The following is a 20,846-nucleotide window of genomic DNA, read 5'->3' as shown; positions in this document are numbered from 1 at the left end:
CTTGGCCTGGAGCCGCGCGCGCCGCTCGTCGGGTGCGCGGCGGCGGCGCCGCACCGGTGCGGCGCCGCCCGCGGTCCCGTGGGCGGCCACGCCGGGACCGAGGCCGCGATCGAGATCAGAGCCCACGGGCGATGAGATCTTTCATCACCTCGTTGCTGCCCGCGAGGATCCGCAGCACCCGCGCACCCGTATAGAGCTGAGAGATCGGGTACTCGGTCATGTACCCGTAGCCGCCGAACAGCTGCAGGCAGCGGTCCACGACGATGCCGAGCTGATCGGTGGACCAGTACTTGGACATGGCCGCGGTCTGGATATCGAGCTCGCCACGCAGATGGCGGGTGATGCAGTCGTCGAGGAAGACGCGGTTGGTGCGCGCGATGGTCGCGCATTCGGCGAGTTCGAACCGGGTGTTCTGCATGGCGAACAGCGGTTTGCCGAAGGCCTCCCGGCCCTTGGTGTACTCGACGGTGAGTTCGACCGCGCGTTCCATCATCGCGACCGCCATGATCGCGGTGACCAGCCGCTCCTGCGCCAGCAGCTGCATCATCTGGTAGAAACCCTGTCCCTCGGTCCCGCCCAGCAGGTTGGCCGCGGGTACGCGCAGGCCGTCGAAGAACAGTTCGGCGGTGTCCTGGCCCTTACCGCCGATTTTGGACAGGATCCGCCCCCGGGTGAATCCGGGCGTATCGTCGCCTACCTCGGCGAACAGCAGGGATACTCCGGCCGCACCCTTCTCCGGGCCGGTTTTGGCGGCGATGATGATGCCGTCGCACAGCCAGCCGTTGGAGATGAAGATCTTCGACCCGGTGATCACGTACTCGTCGCCCTCGCGTACCGCGCGGGTCTTGATCGCCTGCAGGTCCGAGCCGGTGCCCGGTTCGGTCATCCCGATCGAGAGGACCATCTCACCGCTGCAGGCTTTGGGCAGGATGCGTTTCTTCAGCTCGTCGGAACCGAATTCGGCCAGGTACGGGGCGATGATCGAATTGTGCACCGGGATACCGAGCGCACCGTCACCCGCCCGCACCTGCTCTTCGATGATCGCGGCCTCGTGGGCGAAGGTCCCCCCGCCGCCGCCGAACTCCTCGGCGACCGCCGGACAGAGCAGGCCCAGCTCGCCGGCGCGCCGGTACAGCGCCTTGTCCGGGTGGCCCTGTTCGATGAACCGCTCCTCGTGCGGCACCACTTCCTTGTCGAAGTAGGTGCGGGCGAGTTCCCGTACCGCCTCGACCTCGTCGTCGCTCCAAGCGGGGCGTGCCATATCCGCGTCCTTCAGTTCGTGATCACCCAAGCCCGGCACCATCCATGCCGGATCGTCCGGCAACGACTTTCCCGCACTATTGGCGTTATGTCAACGACGCCGGGCCGACGTCCACCCGCCCGGCGTCGGGGCCGGTCCCGCGCCTTGCCACAATGGTGGCCACGCTTCCCCAGCTCACGAAGGACATTTCCCGACCCGATGGCCGAGCCCAGTATCGACCCGAACGACCTCGCCACCTGCCTACGCGTTCTCGAACAAGCAGGCCGGCTGGATCCCGGCCATCCCGATTCGGTTACCGTCCAGCGCGCGGTCGGCGGCATGTTCAAGGAACTCAAACGGCAACGCCGCAACGCCGCAAGACAGGCCAAACTCGCCGCGGACCGCGCGGTGGTGGCCGCCACCGCCACCGGGTCACCGAACCGGATCGACGACGAGACGGCCGGTATTCCGATCAGTTCGGCCACCAGCGGGACCTCCGCCGGGACCTTGTTGCGCGCCCGCGGCTGCTATATCTGCAAGGAGAAGTACACCCGCGTCGATGCCTTCTATCATCAGCTGTGCCCGGACTGCGCGGCGATGAGTCACGCTCGCCGCGACGCCCGCACCGATCTCACCGGTCGCCGGGCCCTGCTGACCGGCGGCCGGGCGAAGATCGGCATGTACATCGCGCTGCGGCTGCTGCGCGACGGCGCGCATACGACAATCACCACGCGCTTTCCCAACGACGCCATCCGCCGCTTCGCCGCCCAGCCCGACAGTGCCGAATGGCTGCACCGGCTCCGTATCGTCGGTATCGACCTGCGTGATCCCGCGCAGGTCGTGGCGCTGGCCGACGATGTGGCGGCGCAGGGACCACTGGATATCCTGATCAACAACGCCGCCCAGACCGTACGCCGCTCCCCCGGCGCGTACAGCGCGCTGGCCGCGGCCGAATCCGACCCGCTACCGGCCGGTGCGCTGCCCGAAAAGGTGACCTTCGGCCAGACCACCCGCGCCCACCCGACCGCACTGACGGCCTCGCTCACCCCCGACCTCACCGGTGCGGATGTAGCCGAACTCGCACTGGTGGCCGGATCGGCCACACCGGACCGGATCGCCCGCGGTATCGCCATCGACGCCGGTGGCCTGGTCCCCGACCTCGCGCACACCAACAGCTGGGTGCACACCGTCGGCGAGGTCGACCCGACCGAACTGCTCGAGGTGCAGCTCTGCAATTCGGTCGCACCGTTCATTCTGGTGTCCCGCCTGCGCCCGGCACTGGCCGCGGCCGCGGCCCGCCGCAAGTACGTGGTGAACGTCTCGGCCATGGAGGGCCAGTTCTCCCGCGGCTACAAGGGCCCCGGCCATCCGCACACCAATATGGCGAAAGCCGCCCTGAACATGCTGACCCGCACCAGCGCCGGCGAGATGTTCGATACCGATCGCATCCTGATGACGGCGGTCGATACCGGCTGGATCACCGACGAACGCCCGCACTACACCAAGATCCGCCTCGCCGACGAGGGGTTCCACGCGCCGCTGGATCTGGTGGACGGCGCGGCCCGCGTCTACGATCCGATCGTGCGCGGCGAGACCGGCGAGGATCTGTACGGCTGCTTTCTGAAGGACTACCGGCCGTCGCCGTGGTGAATCCCGCGCCGCGGCGGCGCTCAGGACATACCCTGGAAGGGTGTGGTACCGGCTGCTCGCCGATCTGACCGCCGCCGCGCATGTGCTGTTCATCGGCTACGTGGTGGTGGGTGGCTTCGTGGCGTGGCGGCTGCCGCGGACCATCTGGTTGCATGCCGGCGCCGCGGCCTGGGGGTTCGGTACGGTGCTGGTCGGCTACGACTGTCCACTGACGTATGCGGAGAACTGGGCGCGGGAACGTGCCGGGCTACAGGGACTGCCGCCGGAGGGTTTCATCGACCACTACCTGACCGGGGTCATCTACCCCGAGAGCATGCTGGACGAGGTGCGGATACTGGTCGCGGCCTGCGTCCTGGTGTCCTGGGTGGGCTGGTGGTGGCGGACCCGGCACCAGCCCAGCGGTACCACCGCCCGGCCCATCGGCTGAGATGAGTGCACCCGCGGTGACGATGTGATGAAAATCGCTGTGCCAACGGGTAACCCGGCGATCGCTCCCGTCGCGGGCCAGTACGCTCGGAGCAGTGGACGTGGGCGCACGGCTGGTTCGTGATTACGAGGACGGCGCAGGGGTCGCCAGGTCGGGCCCGGTGGACTGGCCCGACCCCGGGTCGTACCTCGCTGCCACCCTCCCGGTGTGGGGGCTCGCCGCCGGATCCGTCCAGGCCTTCCTCGCCGCCGGCGATCGTTATCGCGAGGTCACGGGCACCGCGCCAATCCGGCACCGCCTCGACCCCGCGCGGATCGCGGCGTCTTTCACCAGCGATCGGCTGCTGCGTATCGACGGTGCCCCCATCGGCGCCTTCGCAGACCTGTCCGGTTTCTTTCCCACCTTCGACGGCTGGGTCCGCACACACGCGAACTACCCGCATCACCGCGCTCGGCTGCTGAATGCGCTGGAGTTGCCCGCCGACGCACCCGTGGAACACGCCGAAGCCCAGATCGCGATGATTCGCGCCGCGGATCTGGAGGAGCTGGCGGCCGCCCGGGGCGCGATTGTGGTCCAGGTCCGCGACGAGGCGCAGTGGCGTGCGCACCCGCAGTCCGTTTCGGCCGCGGCCGGGCCGCTGGTGGCGCTGGCGGAACGATCCGACCGCCGGCGGTACACGCTGCCGATCTCCGGTACTCCGTATCAGCCGTTGCAGGGTGTGCGGGTCCTCGACCTGACCCGGGTGATCGCGGGCCCGGTGGCGACCCGCGCGCTAGCCCTGCTCGGGGCCGAAGTCCTGCGGGTGGACCCACCGCAGCTGCCGGAGATCCCGTGGCAGTTCACCGACACCGGTCAGGGTAAATCCTCCACCCTGCTGGACCTGCGGACGGCCGGTACACAGTGGGAGAGCCTGCTCGACACCGCCGACGTACTGGTCACGGGATACCGGCCGGGCGCGCTGGAACGGCTGGGGCTGACCGGGCGGCCCGGTCTGATCCATGCCCGGGTGAGCGCCTGGGGTTTCACCGGTCCCTGGGCGGGGCGGCGGGGTTTCGACAGTATCGTGCAGGCCGCCACGGGTATCGCGGTGGTCGAAGGCGCCTCGGCGGTCCCGGGCGCCCTGCCGGCCCAGGCGCTCGACCATGCCTCCGGCTATCTGCTCGCGGCCGGTATCGTCGACGCACTCGCCGCCCGGACCGCCGATGGTCTGGGCCGCGACATCCGGGCGTCCTTGGCCCGCACCGCCACCTGGCTGCTCTCCGAACGTGGCCGCACCCCCGATCACCCCGCGCCCGTGGCGCCCGGACCGCACACCACGGTCACGCACGGGCGGATCGTCACCGCCGCACCCGCCCTCGCCGAATTCCCGGATTACCCGTCCCCGGCTCCCGGCTACGGTCGGGCGGAACCCCGCTGGCCCCCGGCACCGGTCCGCGAACCGCGATGATGCGGCCCGGACCGCGTAAACGCAGAGCCGCGCTATCAAGGGCTGGATCCGCCGCCACCCACCATCCCGAAACCCAGCACCGGCAACCGAGGCGGTCTGCCCCTTCCGGGCACCGATCGGTGCCCGGAAGGGCGGACCGCCGGTGTAAGCCGGCACCGGTACCGATAGGTGTCCGGGTTCGATGAACCAGTGGCCCGTGATACCCGGGACCCGTAAGGCGCCCGGCGAGTATCGGGCCGACCGTGGAAGACGGTGGCACCGGGGAAGCCTCGCTCGGCGGCGGCGGTACCGTCCTTCCCGCCGCCCCGGGGCCCACCGGGTCAGAGTCCGGTGGACAACTGCACCACCACCTTCTCCTGGGTGATCTCTCGAACCGTCAGGTCCAGGCCCTGCGCGGATTCTGTCGACCCCATCGGCACGGTGACATCCTGCCCCGCAACCTTCAGCGTCACCACATTGCCCTCTACCGCGGCGAGCGCGGCGTCCACGCCGAGCACACTGATCTTTGCGTCCACGCCCCGATCGAAGGTCACGGTGCAGCCTTGCACATCGCATTCGCTGGTCGCACCCGCGCCGGTGGTGGTGCAGGCGGAAACTCCCGATGACAACATGGCCAGGAACCCGGCTACGGCGATCAGCCGTCGAACATACATGCGGTCAGTGTAGGGAGAAAAGACGGTGCCGCCATCACAATCACCGCTCGAGCTCACAGGCCACCATGGGCCCGGATCTGCGCCGGAGACAGTCCGCGGCGTCGGCGGATGAGCGCACGCAAGGCGCTGGCATTCACATACCCAATCTCCCGAGCCACCGCTTCCACCGTGCGACCGGTCGTCTGCAGGAGCCGGGTGGCGCGATCGGCCCGGATATCGTCGGCGAAGTCCTTGGGAGACATCCCGAGGGCTGCACGGGTGGCACGTTGCAGGCTGCGTTCGGTGACTCCCAGTTCACGCGCCGCGGTCGAAACCAGGAACTGCTCCGAAATATGCTCACGCACCCAGCGTTCGTACGCGACGATCAGCGGGTTCCCCCGGGCGAGCACCTCCGGAATGACGTAGGGCGCCTGACTGGCGCGCCCCTCGAAGGCGAGATACCGCCGCGCCTGCTCCGCCAATTCCGGGCTGGTGCGGTACACCAGCGACAACGCCATATCCATGTGAGACAGCGAGGCACCAGCCGTGGTAATACCGTCGCCGTGGCAGACGATGCTCCGCTCGTCCAGATCGACTCTCGGATATCGTTGGCGGAAACTCGACCCCAGCCACCAGCTGGTCGTCGCCGGGGACCCGTCGAGCACGCCGGCCTCCGCCAGGAAGAACGTCCCCGTACAGGCCGCGGCGAGGTGTATACCCTGTGCACGTGCACTACGGATGCGGTCGAGAAGCCACGCATTTCCGGGGTCCGAAATGAGTGCGACCAGGGGTTCGGGCTCCAGAACGCTCACCGCGGCCACCGCGAGAGCGTCGAACGACGCCGATACCTCGCTCAGCGGGATCGTCTGCACGATGTTTCCGCTGCCCGACCGCACCGAACTGCCGAATGACACCGTATGCACATTCCATGGGGGCGGTGGCTGGTCGAGTTCCCTGCGCAGGGCGTTCGCGGTACCGAACGCCCCGTGGAGGGCGCCCAGGCCGAGCTCGCCCACACCGTCCACGACGAAAATGCCCACATCCACGGTGGCAGGATACGGATCGTTAAACATCCCATGGAAACCGATCGGTCTTTTATGTCGGTGCGGCGCGGCGCCCCGGCGCCGGACATGTCGCAAACGGATCTCATCCTGTCGCTTCCGCCCCTCGGATCGAGCTGTCCCACACAGTAACGTCGAAGAGCAGCGGTGCGGACGCGTCCAGCGACCGCACCGATTGCTTGCACGAGCCTGGGAGATCGAGGTGAACCGCCGGATATGAGCATTGCGTGACCCGCGACCCGGGCGCGTGAACGAGGCCCACGGCGCACCTGCCTCCGCACCGCATACTTCTCCGAGCAACCGGACGGGTACCCCGGCCGCCGAACCGTCCTCGGATTCCGGGTGCGTACTCGCCGATCCCGTCGTGAGTACCCGTGAGGTATCGGCGTGTACGAAGATATGGTTGCGGCGCTGCGGGGTGCGCCGCAACTTTACCTTCGTGCACACCGATTCCGGAACCCGCACCCGATCGGGACTGGCGCGCGCCTGCCTGCGGTCGGCGGCAAACCGGGGGTGCCGCGAAATACCAGCGAGACACCCCACCCGGCTTCTTCCTCAACACGATGTAAGAACTCGCCGTGCGTAATCGCCGTCAACGGTATGCGGGAATACGGTTGACGCTGCCGCACATTCGGCCCGTATCCATCGATAATCGGGCACCAGCACACCACCCCGTGCGGCAGGAGTGCACATTGAGGTTCATCGCTGGCTTGGCCCGGTCACCTTCCTCGTCGGTTGCGCCGCGCTGCAATCATGGAACTCGTACCGGCGACCGTGGCGAGTTCCGCACGAATATCCAGCCGGTCCGCTGTACCTCGAAGGGGTGGACGCCGTCCCGGTCCTGGGATACGCCACCCCGGCTGCGCGATTTCGCCACCCGCCCGGTCGAGATGATCGACCGGGCATCAGTTGCGCACGGTGATCGGTGGGGTCCAGAACCGTGCCCTGTGGGCCCGGTCCTCGGCTTGGTAAATAGCGGGACGCTATTTCACGGGTGACGCATTCTGGGATCGATACGGGCCCGAACTCACGCCGTTGCTCCGCTCGATCGCGAATGGGATCGACGTTCCCCGCGCCGCACTCGCTGCGACCCCCTTCTACCGCCTCATGCCTGAGTACCGCGCCACCGGGAAGCTCAGGGCACTCCTTGCCCGCGCACTGCGCGAAATGCCCGGCGCACCGATCGTCCGGGCAATTCGCGACGGTGGAGTCGCCGAGGCCGATGTGCCGTGGATGATGATGTACGTACTGTGGAACGCGGTGACCTACCCCGGCAGTTACACCTTGTGGACTCTGGTCGATATTCTCGCCGATTCCCGTGTGCGCAGCGCGGTCGAGGAGGCGCCTGATCCCGAGGAATATCTGGGATGGTGTGCGTGGGAAACAATCCGGCTCAATCCGGTCTCTGCGCTCATCCGCTGGCTGAAGAAACCACTCTCCTATACCGCATCGGACGGCACTCCCTACTACATTCCGCAGAATACGATCGTCGGCGCCTTGCCGTACCTGCTCAACCGAGATCCGCAGAGGTGGCCCGAACCCGAAAAGTATGTGCCGGAGCGATTCCGCGGCCTGCCCTCGCCACGCACAGCACTGTTCGGCACCGGGCCGTTCGGGTGTGTAGCGGGCGAATTCTCCCGCAGATTGATCGCGGGCGTGGTCGGCCATATTCTGGAGACCCGGTCGGTAGAACTCACCACGCCCCCGTGCACAGCGCGGCCGCCGAGTTCGGCACGCAGCTCGTCGCGGGTGTTCCCGCTCCCCGCCATGATCTGCCCTCGCATAGAGTGGATCCGGGCGGAGAACGCAACCAGTATCAGCGCCGACGCATAGATCAGCAAGGTGACTGCGAGAAACAGCGAGAGTCCCGCAACGATCCAAGAGAAACCTCGAAGCGCCCAGTGCGCGAAGGTACTCACCAGCCAGATCACCGTTACGAATACGATCGGGGCCGCCATGACCGGAATACCTTTTCGACTTGCGGTGCCGGCAGCTACAGCATCAGGATCTTCCGTGGACATCCGCGCTCCTGGTAACGAGAATCCGGCACCGGATCCGCCGACCGGCATCGAGATCGTACTCCGCGCGACACGCCCGCTACCCGTTCAGGCGAATTCTTTGCATTCGGTTGATGCACGGTACGGGTGTTCCCGCCACCGGCGACCCCTGCCATTTGACTCCTATCCCATTTGGATAGGGTTACTTTCCACGGAGTGTTCGCGGCGTCTGCTGAACAAGGGTTTGGCAGCGCCCAGAGAAGTAGGGTCCAGGAAAGCTATACATGTACGGCAGCGATCACCAATCGCTATCGCCCGTTCCCCTACCTTCCGGATGCGGAATCCTTCGGGCTCATCTCCGGCGCTTCGCCGCGCTCCACCCTGAACCCTGGGCTGTCCCGATTGCAGGGCCTCCCCACCCATGTGTGCCGTCGACCCTTCGGCTCCGGTGAAACACACCGTGGCTCAGTCTCGCTCCGATATCTCTCCGCGAGCCGCGGAAACGGCACAGGTCAATAGACGTGGCACGTTCGGCCTCGCCGCCGGCGTGGCAGTCGCCCTGGCATCGGTGGGCTGCGCGAGCGCGGACAGGCCCGTCCGGCTCGGCTCGGCGCAGCCGGGTGGCCAGTTCCACCACTTCGCTTCGGCACTCGCGGTCGCTGCTGCCTCGCACACCCGGATCCGGATCGAACCGGTCATCACGCAAGGATCGGTGACCAATCTGCGTCTACTGGCGCACGGCGCCATCGATGCCGCGCTCGTACTCGGCGATTCGATACCCGAAAGTACGCGCGCCCTGGCAATCGGACGGGTTCACGAATGCTATATCCAGGTCGCGGTCCGGCCCGACAGTCCGATCTCACGACTGGGAGACCTACGGGGACGGCGGATCGACCTCGGGCTGCTCGGGTCCGGATCGGCACGCACCGGGGTGCGACTGTTACGCACTTCGGGGCTCCGGCCCGGTATCGATGTCACCGTCGAGCACAGAGCTCTCGCTGCGGCCCTACGCGCGCTCCACAATCGAGAGGTGGATGCGATCCTCTGGGGCGACGAAGTCCCCACCCCGGCATTCGGCCTTCCGATGCGGCTACGCCTGCTGGATCTCGCCGAGTGGGTGATCCCGATGCACCGCCGGTTCGGCTATCCGTACGACCAGGTTTCCGTTCCCATGAACACCTACTCGGGTTCTACGGCGGTCGATACCGTCGGCGTACCGACACTGCTGCTGACGTCCCCACACCTCGCAAATCCCACCGTCACCGCGATCGCCGAGCTATTGCTCAACCGTGGCGACAAGCTCGTCCCCACACATACGATGAGTTTCCAATTCCTGGACCGGAGGTGGCTGGTCGGCACCGGGCACGTGCCCCTACACCCCGCGGCAGCCGCGTACTATCGTACCGGACACGGTTGACCGGAGCGGCGTGCACTGTCACGAAACCCCTGGTAGGCGAACCTCGACCCGCAAACCCTGCGGTTGTACGGACTCGATGGCCAACTCACCGCCGTAGCGGGTAGCGAGCGCCGCCGCGATAGGCAGGCCCAGGCCGGTACCACCGGTGGTTGCGGACGCGCCGCGGAAAAAACGGTTCACCAGCTGGTCCACTTCGGCCGGGGCGACCCCGTGCCCGTCGTCGGCCACTGCGATCCGGACATCGGCGGCGACCGTTTCCACGGTGACCCGGGTGTGCGCACCCGGCCCCGCATAGCGGGAAGAATTGCTCAGAAGCACGTCCAGGATCTGCTCCAACGCCTGGGGAGGAGCCGCGACCGTCGTCGAATCCGGCGTCGCGGACAGGTCCAGATCCAGCACCATTTCGGCGGCCTCGAATGCCGGACGCCACTCCTCCACCCGATCGGTGACCACCGGGCACACCCCGCAATCACTAGGCCAGTCGGCATCAGGATGGGTTGCAGCGAACCCGGTGGGTGTTTCGGCTACCGCCAATCGGAGCAGTCCGTCGAGAACCGCGGCGAGCCTGTCCACTTGATAAATGGCGCGCTGAAACGCGGCCGCACCTTCGCCGGGGATGAAGCGCTCGAGCGATTCGAGCCGGATCGCCAATGCTGCCAGTGGGTTCCGGATCGCGTGTGCGGTGTCGGCGACCAGTTGTCGTTGCGCATCGACCGACTCGGTCACCGCGAGGGCCATCGTATCGAACGACCGGGCCAGCGCCCGGACTTCCGGCGGACCCCCATAATGCCGGTGCATTGCGGTGGGCGCTGTTCCCGCCGCCGGTTTGGGCAGCGAACCGGTGAGATCGCGCAGTGAACGCGACAGCCTCCACAGCGGGCTCAGTATCCATCGACTCACCATGACGGCGACAAGTGCGAAAACCGCCATCGCGGTGAAGGACAGCAAGGCGATAACCGCAAACGCCGCCTGGATGTCCTGCTTGGCCGCATTCGTGGAGGCCTCGATCAACACCGCGCCGTCCACTCGGATACCATGGCCCACAGGAAGCGCGACGAACATTGTGGGCGGACCCTGTGGATGCAGCCGCTGCGGCGGCTGCCGGGGATGCCGGTTGCGTCGCGCCTCGGTGAGGCTCGTGATCACGGCCGGGTCGTCAGCGGCGACCCCGGTATTGGCCACCTCCCGGCCTGCCGCGTCGACCACGATCACCCGGTCACCGTACAGATCGCTGTACCGTCGCATGGCCAGCACCAGACCGCTGTTGTCTCCTGTGGCGATGGCTCGCGCGGCGAGATCGCCGAACCACTCGGCATCGACATACCGGCTGAACCACAGTTCCTGCGTTCGAGCGGTGGCAGAGGAGAGCCCCCACGGAATGGCGAGCCCGGAAACGGTCAGTGCCGCCATGACCACCAGTATCGCCACAAGTCGATTACGCATCCCGGCCCGCGCTCACGGACCCCAGCGGTACCCGAATCCCCGGATGGTGGTGATCAGACCGGGCCGCCCGAGTTTGTTCCGCAGGGTCGAGATGTGGACATCGAGCGAACGCGATACCGCCAGGAACGCGTCGCCCCAGACCCTGTCCATCAGCACTTCCCGGCTCACCGCACATCCCGGCCGGCTGACCAGGACCTCGACCAGCTCGAATTCCTTCTGGGTGAGCTCTACCTCGGTACCCCCGGCGGTGACCGTACGTGCTGCCAGGTCCACCCGGACGTCGCCGGTGACGACCGCGTCACCGGGACCACCCTGGTCCACCGGCGCTGCTCGGCGCACCACCGCCTCGAGGCGTGCCATCAGCTCGGCGACACGCGGTGGTTTCACCAGGTAATCGTCCGCACCGGTCCGCAGCCCACGGACCACACTGCGTTCATCGTCGCGGGCGGTGAGGATGACGACTGGGATCGCGCTCACCTCGCGCAACTTGCGCAACACGTCCAGGCCGTCGGCGTCCGGGAGCCCGAGGTCGAGGATCACCGCGTCGTAGCCACGATGTCCCAACAGCAGGTCCGCCCCCCGCACCTTCCGCTCGGCGCGGTAGCCGTACTCGCCGAGAACCTCGACCAGTGCGGCGCCGACGTCGTCATCGTCCTCGACCACTCCGATACGGATCCGCCGATCGGCCACCGGGTCATGGTCATTGTGCGCTCCGATGGCCTGACCAGGGCCACCTGCCGTCTCCCTGGTCACGAACCCACACTCCTTCGCGCCGGGACGGACCACACACGGAACCCGCCCGTCGTTTCGACGTCCATCATCGTCCAGCCTTCCCGGTAGAGACGTTCCCGAACGATCTGTATTCCACACAGAAACCCGCGGAACTCCCGGCCGGCGCGCGTCCACCGGCCGGCTAACGGTCCGGTTCGGAAAAACCCGCCCCGTGCCCGTGGGTGGATCGCCACCCACACCATCGAACTATGTTTCGGGACCGCATTTCAAGATGTCGCCAAAGTTTATCCGCGAGTTGATATCCCGGTAGCCCGGTGCCGCGTCACCCGTTGGTGACCGCCTGCCCGCATCTTGGGCCGAACCGCGGCAGGCCACCGCCGCTGTGTCCCAGCAATTTCAGGTGAGGTTCACGCGCAGCTGCGAACTCTTCCATTGTGTGTCCGGCGACATACAAGGAGTGCCACAGAGCAGGCCATCGGTCACCACGTCAGCACCCCCGGCCCCAGCGCGATGAGAGTCCGCCGATCCGGGCAATCAGGAGGCAACTGCTCCCGCGCTGCGCTACTCTCTGCACTGTTCGTGACACGGCGAACGCCACGTCCTCCTAGACCGGCACGCCGATCGGGTTGAGTCGAGGAGCGCAGCGGTTCATGTGCGGTAGCGCTGCTCATGCGGCACCGATTACACGTCGTGGATTCCTGGCCATACCTCCCATGATCTTCGCCGTCGTCGCGGCCTCGGCGGCCTGTGGCGGTACGTCGGACCGAATCCGGCTCGGCACCGGCCATGAAGGGGGGCTTTTCCATGAGTTCGGCAACAATCTGGCCGCGGCTGCCACGCGTTCGCAGTCGGTGCGGATCACCACCGTAGCCACCGCCGGTTCGGTGGCAAACCTGCAAATGCTCGAGCTCGGGACAATAGATGCCGCCCTCGCCCTCAGCGATGCGGCCGTGGCACTCAGCACGAACGGGACCGCAATCGGACGTCTCTACGAGACCTACATCCACCTGGCGGTCCGTCGGGACAGCCGGTTCCAGCACATCGGCGATCTCCGCGGTGCCCGGGTGGATCTCGGCATAACAGGCTCGGGCGCAGCCCTCACCGCCGGCCGCCTCTTCCGGACCGCGGGTATGGAGCCCGGTATCGATATCACCGTGACCCATCACAGGCTCTCCGATGCCATCCGTGAGCTGCGCTCGGGAACAGTCGACGCGGTCGTCTGGGGAGCAGGAGTTCCGACCCCGGACATCCCGGTACCGGCATTCGTTCGGCTCCTCGACCTCGGCGATTGGGTGCAACCGATGTGGGACCGTTATCGCTACGCCTATGACCGGGTCCCGGTTCCGGCGAACACCTATCCGGATATCGCCGCATTCGAAACGATCGGGGTGCCGGTCCTGCTGCTCGCGGCGCCGGCACTCGCCGGGAGCACGGTGGTGGCCATCGCGGATATTCTCTTGCACCACAGTGGGGCACTGATGCCGGAACGAGCGCGCGGAATCCAATTCTTCGATCGACGCTGGCTGGTCGGCACCGGCGATATACCAATTCATCCGGCCGCAGCCGAATACTACCGGAACGAGCACGGGTAACCCATTCCGCCACTTACACCGCGCGCCTCGACATCAACGGCACTACGAAGCCGGAGAAGGACGTGATCGACGATTTCGGAACTATTGGTCAATCACTGGCTACCCGGTGATTACTGCGCTAGTCTACAACCTGCTGACAATGCTGCGGGCAGCCATAGTAGCAGCAAACAAATGGATTCGAGGAGCGCAACGATCGATGTTCGGCAGCGCTGCTCGTGCGCCGATGATCACTCGGCGACAGCTGGTCGGCTACTGGGCGGCAATAATCGCGTGCACGGCGACAGAGCGCGCCGATACCGAACCCGCACCCATCCGACTGGGTTCCGGGCTACCCGGCGACCTGTTCCACGACTTCGGAACGGCGCTGGCCGTCGGCGCGAAGCGGTTCCCCGTCCTGCGGTTACGTGATATTTCAACCACTGGATCCGCCACCAATCTGGAACTGGTCGCGCGCGGAGCACTCGATGCTGCACTCACCCTGGCCGACACCGCGGCGGCCGTCGGTACCCGAGCGCTCGCTGTCGGACGGCTCTACGAAAGTTACCTCCATCTGGCCGTGCGCGCCGACAGCGAAATTCGACGGCTGGCCGACCTTCACGACGCCCGGGTCAATGTCGGCGTACTCGGTTCGGGCGCAGCCGTGACCGCGGAGCGGATGCTACGCAGCGCGGGCCTGGAACCCGGCACCGATTTCCGAGTGGACCGACGCCCGCTGACCGAGGCGCTCGCAGCGCTCCGATCCGGACGAGTGGATGCGATCATCTGGGGCGACGGCATACCCACCCGGCGTATCGACTCGACTCCACCCGCCCTTCGAATGCTCGATCTCGGCGAGCAGGTGCAGCCGATGCGTGACCGATTCGGCTACCCGTACGATCGGGTCCCCGTTCCCGGGAATACCTATCCAGGTGTTCCCGGATTCGAGACGATCGGCTCTCCGGTCCTGCTACTCGTGGCCCCACAGGTGAGCGATCGCACGGTGCGGGACCTCGCCGAGCTCCTGCTGCACGACAGCCACACACTCGTGCCGGAACATGTGCGCGGATTCCAGTTCCTGGACCGGCGCTGGCTGGTGGAAACGGGCAGTATCCCTCTCCACCCCGCCGCGGCGGCCTACTACCGAAGCCAGCACGGTTGACGGCCCGCGTACCGGCCGGCCGCTACGCGCGGCATCAACGGCACCTTTCAGACGGTGTCACCGAATATCACGGCGCCTGCCTGCAGAGGCCGAATATCGCCGTACCACAATAAAGCTCAACGGAGCGTAAGAAGACTGCGCTTGCCCGATGCAGTGAGCGAAAAGTCTTAACAATCTCATGCAACGGCGAGTGGTACCGAGGGGAGCAGCCGAACATGCGGAAATCACGCCTTGCATCGATCGGACAGCAGCAATTCCGAGATTTCCCTGGTATCTCCGCGGCCGGCCCGGAAATCCCGGTCTACTCGGAAACGCGGCCGGATGGACGCCCGGACCGATCGGGTACTTTTTCCCCGCGGATTCGGTCACTGTGACCTTTTTGGGCAGCGACGAGCGCCCTGACTCCGCTTTACCCCATTTATCAACATGCTTGGGGCTTCAGCCCGGTCGTTGTCACGGTGGTATTCGCCGCGTATTCCGCCTCCGTATTGATCGCCCTGCTCACTGCTGGCAGCCTCTCCGACCATATCGGGCGCCGGCCGGGGCCACCACAACCTCGCTGTCGACCGCGGCGCCGACCGCCGGGCGACCGCCATTACGGCCGAGGACCCGGCCACGGCCTCCGACACCGATCGCACAGCGATCCGCGCCGCGCTGGCGGCTGCTACCGATGACCGGCTCGTCTTCGACCTCGACGGTATCGCGACCCAGTACTCCGCATTGCTCCAGGAAATCCGGGATATCGTGATCCGCTTCGCGGTGAAAGCCTGCCCGGTGGACGAAGTCATCACGACCCTTGCCCGCCAGGGCTCCGGCTTCGATGCCGCCAGCCCGCAGGAGATCGCACAGGTGCTCGAGGCCGGTGTGCCGCCGGACCGAATCCACTACGGCAACACCATCAAATCCGACGTGCAGATCGCGGAGGCCTATAGCCTCGGTATCCGGGACTTCGCGACAGACAGCCTGGAAGATGTGGCGGCCCAGGCCGTGCACGCGCCCGGCTCCCGGGTGTTCTGCCGGCTCGCCACCAGCGGGAACAGGGCGCTCTGGGGATTGAGCCGGAAGTTCGGCTGCACCGCGGCCGACGCCGTCGCCATCTTGCGCGCCGCGGCGGACGCGGGTCTCATCCCATCCGGGATATCGCAACATGTCGGGTCGCAGCAGATGACTGTCGAAGCGTGGCGCACCGTATTCGACACCTTGGCCGGTGTGCTGTCCGGCCTCAGCGCACACGGAAGCACGGTCGATCACGTCAATCTCGGGGGTGGCCTGCCGGCGCTGGGGTGCCTCGACCACCATGGGAAGCCGTTGAATCCGCCACTGCGCGAGATGTTCTCTGCCATTCGCGAAGGTATGAGCCGACTGCGTCGAGTGTCCCGTGCGCCGCTGCGATTCCTGATGGAGCCGGGGCGGTATCTGGTGGCCGATCACGGCGCGATCCGCGCACATGTCGCCCGTTTGTCCTCGCGGTGCCGTGCCGAGGGTGATCGCGTCAGCTGGCTCTACTTGAGCTGCGGGAAGTTCAATGGCCTGTACGAGATGGACAGGATCCAGTACCGGCTGGAATTTCCGTCCTACCACGGTAACGAATACGTGCCTGCGGTCGTGGCGGGCCCTACCTGCGACAGTGACGATGCCTTCGACAGTTCCGGCGACGGCCTCGTCCGGGTCCCACGGACCGCGGCCTCGGGCGATCCGGTGTGGATCTTCTCCTGCGGCGCCTATGCCACGGCCTATACCACCCGCGGTTTCAACGGTTTCGATCCGCTGCCGTACACCTGCGTCGGAGGTCTCTCGCGGTCCTGCGCTCGCGCGGCACCGATCACAGCACCTGCTTCGTCCTGGAACATCGCGGACAATTCGGCGGATATCTCCTGGCCCTGCCGCTTCCGCTGTTCCGCTGCCCGGATCTCGGACGCAGTGAGAGCTTCGAAGGCCACTCGGACAATATCCACACGCACGATATGGTGATCCGGGATGAATTCCGCGGGCAGGGATTCGGTTCGTTGTTGCTGACTCATCTCGCCACTACCGCGCGGTCACGCGGATTCCGGACGGCTTCGCTGGTAGCGGTACACGGGCCCGAGGTGCTGTGGCCCCGCCTCGGCTATCGGCCGCACAGCGAGCTCACACTCCCGGCCGGCTACGGGGCATCCGCCGTCTACATGTCGATGGAGCTGGAGCCACCTTCCGAAGTATAGGAACTCGGCGGCGTCTCCGTGCCCTTCATCCGGTTCCCCGGCGGCTCATTGCCGCTCGTCGCGGCGGCGGATCACCCGCAGTCCGTTGGCCTCACCGATGCCGACGCCGTCCTCCGCCACCATTGCCACCGCCAACAGTACAAAGCCCAGCAACCACCGGCCGACAGCACGCCAGAAACCGGACCGCTGGCCGGTGGTTGCCCGCACCACCCGCAGCCCGAACAGCTGTTTGCCGAAACTTCCCCGGAACAGCACAGTGCCGAACACGTGGTTGACAAAGGAAGCCGCGACCGCAATCCCGAGAACCGCGGGCGCGAAGGCCAGGTCGCTCAACGAGTACTGCAGCAACCCCGCGACCACCGCGACGCCGATCCCCGATGCCAGCAACACATCGGTGACGACAGCCCAGGTCAGACGGCCTTCCCCGGCCTCTTCCGGAACACGCACCGGCGCGGGACGCGATTGGTAGTCGTGCGGTGCGTGCGCCTGACCATGGCGATAAGTGTTCACGAACGCAATTGTCGACGACCGGCCACGAATTCATCCGCCCAACTGCCCCGGATCTTCGCCCACGACAAGCAGCTGACCAGGCTTTACGGAACCTTGACGCTGATTGCCACTCCGGCGTTACGGGTCGGCACTCCTGCTCCACGCACACGATCGATCAGATCTCGCGGGGAGTCGGGAATCGCGGCGCCGTGCCAGGCCACGTACTGGTCGGGACGAATGAGAAGCAACGGGCTGCGGTATCGTTCGATCGCCGCCGGGGACAGCAGTTCGAGAACCTTCAACGGCACACCGCAGGCACTGGCCGCCCGCACGACAGGTTCCGGATCCGGAGCCTGGTCACCAATGCGCAGCAGCGTGAAATCGAGTCCCAGCCGATCGTAGATCGGGGTACCGTCCTCCAGGACGAGATGCGGCAGCCGCGCACCCGCGGTGATGGACGGACGATATTCGGCGACGCTGAAGTCGGGGGGCCGCCGGTCGGCGGCGATCAGCGGTGAACCGTAGTAATGATAGCCGAAACTGAGACCCATCGGGGTGAACTGGCCGCTGTCCGCAACCGCCACCTGCCGGCCGAGACGCTGCCGCGCGGTGATACCGGCGATGCTGTCTTCCTCGTTCACTTCGGCACTCACCAGGTCCAGCAGGCCCTTGCCGATTCCGGTGGCGAACCCGGAAACGGCTTCGGCGACCGGTCTCCGCTCCGCGTCGTAGGCAGCGAGCAGGTCCGGTCCGGCCCAGCCCTGGTGAACCGCGGCGAGCATCCAGGCCAGATGCATCGCCTCATCGATGCCGATGTTCATTCCCATACCCGCCATCGGCACCCACAGGTGCGCCGAGTCACCGGCGAGGAATACCCGTTCGCTGCTGTATCGATCGGCGACGAGGCGTCGTCCGGTCCACCGCTCGATGCCCAATACTTCATGGCGTGCCGGGCGTCCGATCGCCTGCGTCAGCAATGCTCCCGCGTCGATCCCGGAGGTATCGGTCCCGGCGGGGTAGAACGCATGGACGAGCCAGTGGTCGCGTCCGTCGACGGCGACGGTCACGCACAGCACCTCTCCGTTGACCGACCAGGTCATCCAGGCAGGTGGACTGACGAGTTCCGCGAGGTCCGGCACGCGGTAGAACGCAGTGATCGCCTGCAGCACCGTTTCGTCACCGGTCAGTGCGATTCCCAGCGCCTTGCGCACCGTGCTGCCGCCACCGTCGCAACCGACGAGATGATCGGCGGTGACGGTCCGGGTTTCTCCGGTAGTGGTCGAGCGCACGAACGCGCGGACACCGTGATCGGTCTCCTCGAAACCCTGCAGTTTGCTGCCGCGTTCGATACGCACATGCGGAAAGTCCCGGCTGCGCTCCAGCAGAATGGGTTCGACGTAGAGCTGCGAAATCCGATGTTGCGGCTCCGCCGTCGGTCCGCTGTGGCCGGATCCGGCCGCGGTGAGTACCCGGGCCGAGGACGGCAGGGCGATGCGATGCAACTCCGGGCCGCAGATGCGGGTGCGATAGCTGACATCGGTCGGATAGTCCCCGGGTAAGCCCGAGGTCCGGATCCGACCGGCGACTCCCAATTTCCGGAAGTGCTCCATCGACCGAGCACTGAACGAACTCGCCCGCGGAACTGCCGGCGACCGATCGGTCTCCTCGAGCACCAGGCACGAGACATTCCGCCGCCCCAGTTCCAGGGCGAGAATCATCCCGACCGGCCCCCCGCCGACGATCAGCACAGGTACGTCGTTCATCGGCCGGCTTCCTCACTCGCCGCGGTGCGCTCGCACGGTACGACCTCCATGATCGCCATAGAACTGTAGGAAGCTGTCGTCCGCACCCGGTCGAGCGCGAGATCCGCCGCCTCGAACAATTGCTCGAACTCCTCGCGGGTGCGTTCCCGGCCGGTGAGGGCCGCGAGCATCATGAGGTCCAGCGACCACACATAATGCGGCGTATTGGGCGGCGGGGCGATACTTTCCGCGACCAGCAGCCGGCTTCCGGGCAGCATCATCTCGCGGCATCGGCGCAGAATGCGGATACATTCCTCGTCGTTCCAGTCGTGCAAGATATGTTTGAGGACGTAGAGGTCGCCGTCGGCGGGGACGGATTCGAAGAAATCTCCCGCTTCGACTGTCCAGCGTCCCGCCAGTTCCGGGGTATCCAACAGATGGGTACCGAGTACGGGCGCACGGTCGTACAGCAGGCCGGTGGCCTGGGCATTACGGGACAGCAGCAGCGACAACAGGCCGCCGCGGCCACCACCGACATCGACGATACGGCGGTAGCCCGATACGTCGAAGGTGTCGGCGATCGCGGCGTCCTGCGGCGCCGAGTAACTCACCATTCCCGCGTCGAAGATCGCCGCGGCATCCGGATGCGCGGCCAGATGCTCCCACAGCGGGACTCCGAAGATCTCGTCGAGGGTGGATCTGCCGCGCCGGAGACTCGCACCGAAATTGCCGGCCGCCTGCCAGAACATCGGTTCGGTGAGAAAGACCACCGCGTCACGCAACGATTGGGGCGCACCGGTACGCAGTCGTTCGGCGGCTGCGGTGAGATGGAACCGCCCGCTACCGTCCTCGTAGAACGTCCCGGATCCGGCCAGGAAGCGCAGGGTCCGCTGCAACCCGGTGGCGTCCACACCGGTGAGTTCGGCAAGCTCCGCGGCGGTCCGGGGTTGCTGGGCGATATGGTCGGCGATATCCAGCCGCACGACGGCCCCGATCGCGGCACTTGCCAGGAACCCCATGGTCAGAGAGAGAACCGTACGGTCGGGGGCGGGATCGTGGGATCCGATGTCCATGATGACTGTCCTTTGTGAAGATGTGCCGGAAGCGCTTGGATCGGCACCTCGGCCCGCACTGTCGCCGGTCGTACGAGCGGCAGGGCCGATGAACAGACGCTGGAAACCACCCCGCCCGCACGGTTGCCGTCCGATCGCCCGCCGGCAACCGTGCCGCTCTGCGGAGCAGTACTGATACTTCCTTCTGACAACTGTTTTCGCACCCGGAACCCGCAGACTTTGCACTTGCTTTGGATTACCGGGAGCGCCCCTGCTCGGTTCGCCGCCACGCGAACCTCCGGCAGCGCGCAATATCCGGCCGGGGCCGTCGAGTCATCAACCATCCGATAAATGCGACTGAAAATGCGTAATCTATTGCCATTCAAAACATTCCCCGCATGAATCGACGTATCCAACTATCGGTCAATGTATTACGCAGCTGCCATATCTACATTTCCGCGAAAACCGCCATGGGAAACCGCTGCAGAAAATCAAAGAGGCGTTAAAGATACGGTTGGAAAATGCATAAGACAGTAGATATGGATATTCTGCCACCGCGACCACCACCCGCCCGGAGCCGGGGGTT

Annotated in this window: 16 protein-coding genes and 2 pseudogenes; 10 read left to right on the top strand and 8 right to left on the bottom strand. The window is 66.2% G+C overall.

Features of this window, described 5'->3' with window-relative positions; translation table 11 throughout:
* Positions 1-115: 115 nt before the first annotated feature.
* On the bottom strand, positions 116-1,261 hold the full coding sequence (locus QH276_RS21490) for an acyl-CoA dehydrogenase family protein (protein ID WP_280402882.1): 1,146 nt from the start codon (positions 1,259-1,261) through the stop codon (positions 116-118).
* A 198-nt stretch (positions 1,262-1,459) separates the two neighbouring features.
* On the opposite strand from QH276_RS21490, the gene QH276_RS21485 reads away from it, so the two are divergent.
* From QH276_RS21485 to QH276_RS21475, 3 genes are all read left to right on the top strand, one after another.
* Positions 1,460-2,890, top strand: coding sequence for an SDR family NAD(P)-dependent oxidoreductase (locus QH276_RS21485; RefSeq protein WP_280402881.1), 1,431 nt, complete (start codon positions 1,460-1,462; stop codon positions 2,888-2,890).
* Between the two features lie 40 nt (positions 2,891-2,930).
* Positions 2,931-3,317: a DUF2784 domain-containing protein gene (locus QH276_RS21480; protein WP_280402880.1), complete on the top strand. Its 387-nt coding sequence runs from the start codon at positions 2,931-2,933 to the stop codon at positions 3,315-3,317.
* 94 nt (positions 3,318-3,411) lie between these two features.
* On the top strand, positions 3,412-4,764 hold the full coding sequence (locus QH276_RS21475; RefSeq protein WP_280402879.1) for a CoA transferase: 1,353 nt from the start codon (positions 3,412-3,414) through the stop codon (positions 4,762-4,764).
* Between the two features lie 320 nt (positions 4,765-5,084).
* Here the strand turns inward: QH276_RS21475 and QH276_RS21470 are convergent, their stop codons facing one another.
* Together QH276_RS21470 and QH276_RS21465 are read right to left on the bottom strand one after the other, a co-directional pair.
* The gene (locus QH276_RS21470) at positions 5,085-5,417 is read right to left on the bottom strand and encodes a hypothetical protein (protein ID WP_280402878.1); all 333 of its coding nucleotides are present in this window, start codon (positions 5,415-5,417) and stop codon (positions 5,085-5,087) included.
* Positions 5,418-5,470: 53 nt separating this feature from the next.
* Positions 5,471-6,442 carry a GlxA family transcriptional regulator gene (locus tag QH276_RS21465; protein WP_280402877.1) on the bottom strand — a complete coding sequence of 324 codons (972 nt, stop codon included), beginning with the start codon at positions 6,440-6,442 and terminating at the stop codon, positions 5,471-5,473.
* A 1,122-nt stretch (positions 6,443-7,564) separates the two neighbouring features.
* Between QH276_RS21465 and QH276_RS21460 the strand changes: the two genes are divergently transcribed.
* Positions 7,565-8,290, top strand: a complete 726-nt coding sequence (locus tag QH276_RS21460; RefSeq protein ID WP_280402876.1) for a cytochrome P450 — start codon at positions 7,565-7,567, stop codon at positions 8,288-8,290.
* 624 nt (positions 8,291-8,914) lie between these two features.
* Positions 8,915-9,871, top strand: coding sequence for a TAXI family TRAP transporter solute-binding subunit (locus QH276_RS21455; RefSeq protein ID WP_280406876.1), 957 nt, complete (start codon positions 8,915-8,917; stop codon positions 9,869-9,871).
* 18 nt (positions 9,872-9,889) lie between these two features.
* Here the strand turns inward: QH276_RS21455 and QH276_RS21450 are convergent, their stop codons facing one another.
* Both QH276_RS21450 and QH276_RS21445 read right to left on the bottom strand, forming a co-directional pair.
* Entirely contained in the window at positions 9,890-11,281 is a 1,392-nt protein-coding gene (locus tag QH276_RS21450; RefSeq protein WP_280402874.1) for a sensor histidine kinase, read from the bottom strand.
* Between the two features lie 45 nt (positions 11,282-11,326).
* Positions 11,327-11,989, bottom strand: coding sequence for a response regulator transcription factor (locus QH276_RS21445; protein WP_280402885.1), 663 nt, complete (start codon positions 11,987-11,989; stop codon positions 11,327-11,329).
* Positions 11,990-12,759: 770 nt separating this feature from the next.
* Between QH276_RS21445 and QH276_RS21440 the strand changes: the two genes are divergently transcribed.
* The 5 genes and pseudogenes from QH276_RS21440 to QH276_RS21420 all read left to right on the top strand — a co-directional run bounded on the left by QH276_RS21440 (position 12,760) and on the right by QH276_RS21420 (position 16,977).
* Entirely contained in the window at positions 12,760-13,638 is an 879-nt protein-coding gene (locus QH276_RS21440; RefSeq protein ID WP_280402873.1) for a TAXI family TRAP transporter solute-binding subunit, read from the top strand.
* Positions 13,639-13,861: 223 nt separating this feature from the next.
* On the top strand, positions 13,862-14,776 hold the full coding sequence (locus tag QH276_RS21435) for a TAXI family TRAP transporter solute-binding subunit (RefSeq protein ID WP_280402872.1): 915 nt from the start codon (positions 13,862-13,864) through the stop codon (positions 14,774-14,776).
* A 386-nt stretch (positions 14,777-15,162) separates the two neighbouring features.
* Positions 15,163-15,318 (top strand): annotated as a pseudogene (locus QH276_RS21430) (MFS transporter); the annotation flags it as partial.
* Positions 15,281-16,189 (top strand): annotated as a pseudogene (locus QH276_RS35380) (hypothetical protein); the annotation flags it as partial. The pseudogenes QH276_RS21430 and QH276_RS35380, both read left to right, overlap by 38 nt.
* Before the next feature lie 287 nt (positions 16,190-16,476).
* Positions 16,477-16,977: a GNAT family N-acetyltransferase gene (locus tag QH276_RS21420; RefSeq protein WP_348536682.1), complete on the top strand. Its 501-nt coding sequence runs from the start codon at positions 16,477-16,479 to the stop codon at positions 16,975-16,977.
* A 45-nt stretch (positions 16,978-17,022) separates the two neighbouring features.
* On the opposite strand, the gene QH276_RS21415 is transcribed toward QH276_RS21420, so the two are convergent.
* The 3 genes from QH276_RS21415 to QH276_RS21405 form a co-directional block, all read right to left on the bottom strand.
* On the bottom strand, positions 17,023-17,487 hold the full coding sequence (locus QH276_RS21415) for an RDD family protein (protein ID WP_280402871.1): 465 nt from the start codon (positions 17,485-17,487) through the stop codon (positions 17,023-17,025).
* An 83-nt stretch (positions 17,488-17,570) separates the two neighbouring features.
* Positions 17,571-19,229, bottom strand: coding sequence for an FAD-dependent monooxygenase (locus QH276_RS21410; protein ID WP_280402870.1), 1,659 nt, complete (start codon positions 19,227-19,229; stop codon positions 17,571-17,573).
* Positions 19,226-20,281 (bottom strand): methyltransferase, encoded by a 1,056-nt coding sequence (locus QH276_RS21405; RefSeq protein WP_280402869.1) that lies wholly within the window; start codon positions 20,279-20,281, stop codon positions 19,226-19,228. Before QH276_RS21405 ends, QH276_RS21410 begins: the two co-directional genes overlap by 4 nt.
* Between the last annotated feature and the right edge of the window lie 565 nt (positions 20,282-20,846).

This window comes from Nocardia carnea, assembly GCF_029869215.1.
Lineage (GTDB): Bacteria > Actinomycetota > Actinomycetes > Mycobacteriales > Mycobacteriaceae > Nocardia > Nocardia carnea_B.
This window is presented reverse-complemented; position numbering and strand designations above follow the sequence as displayed.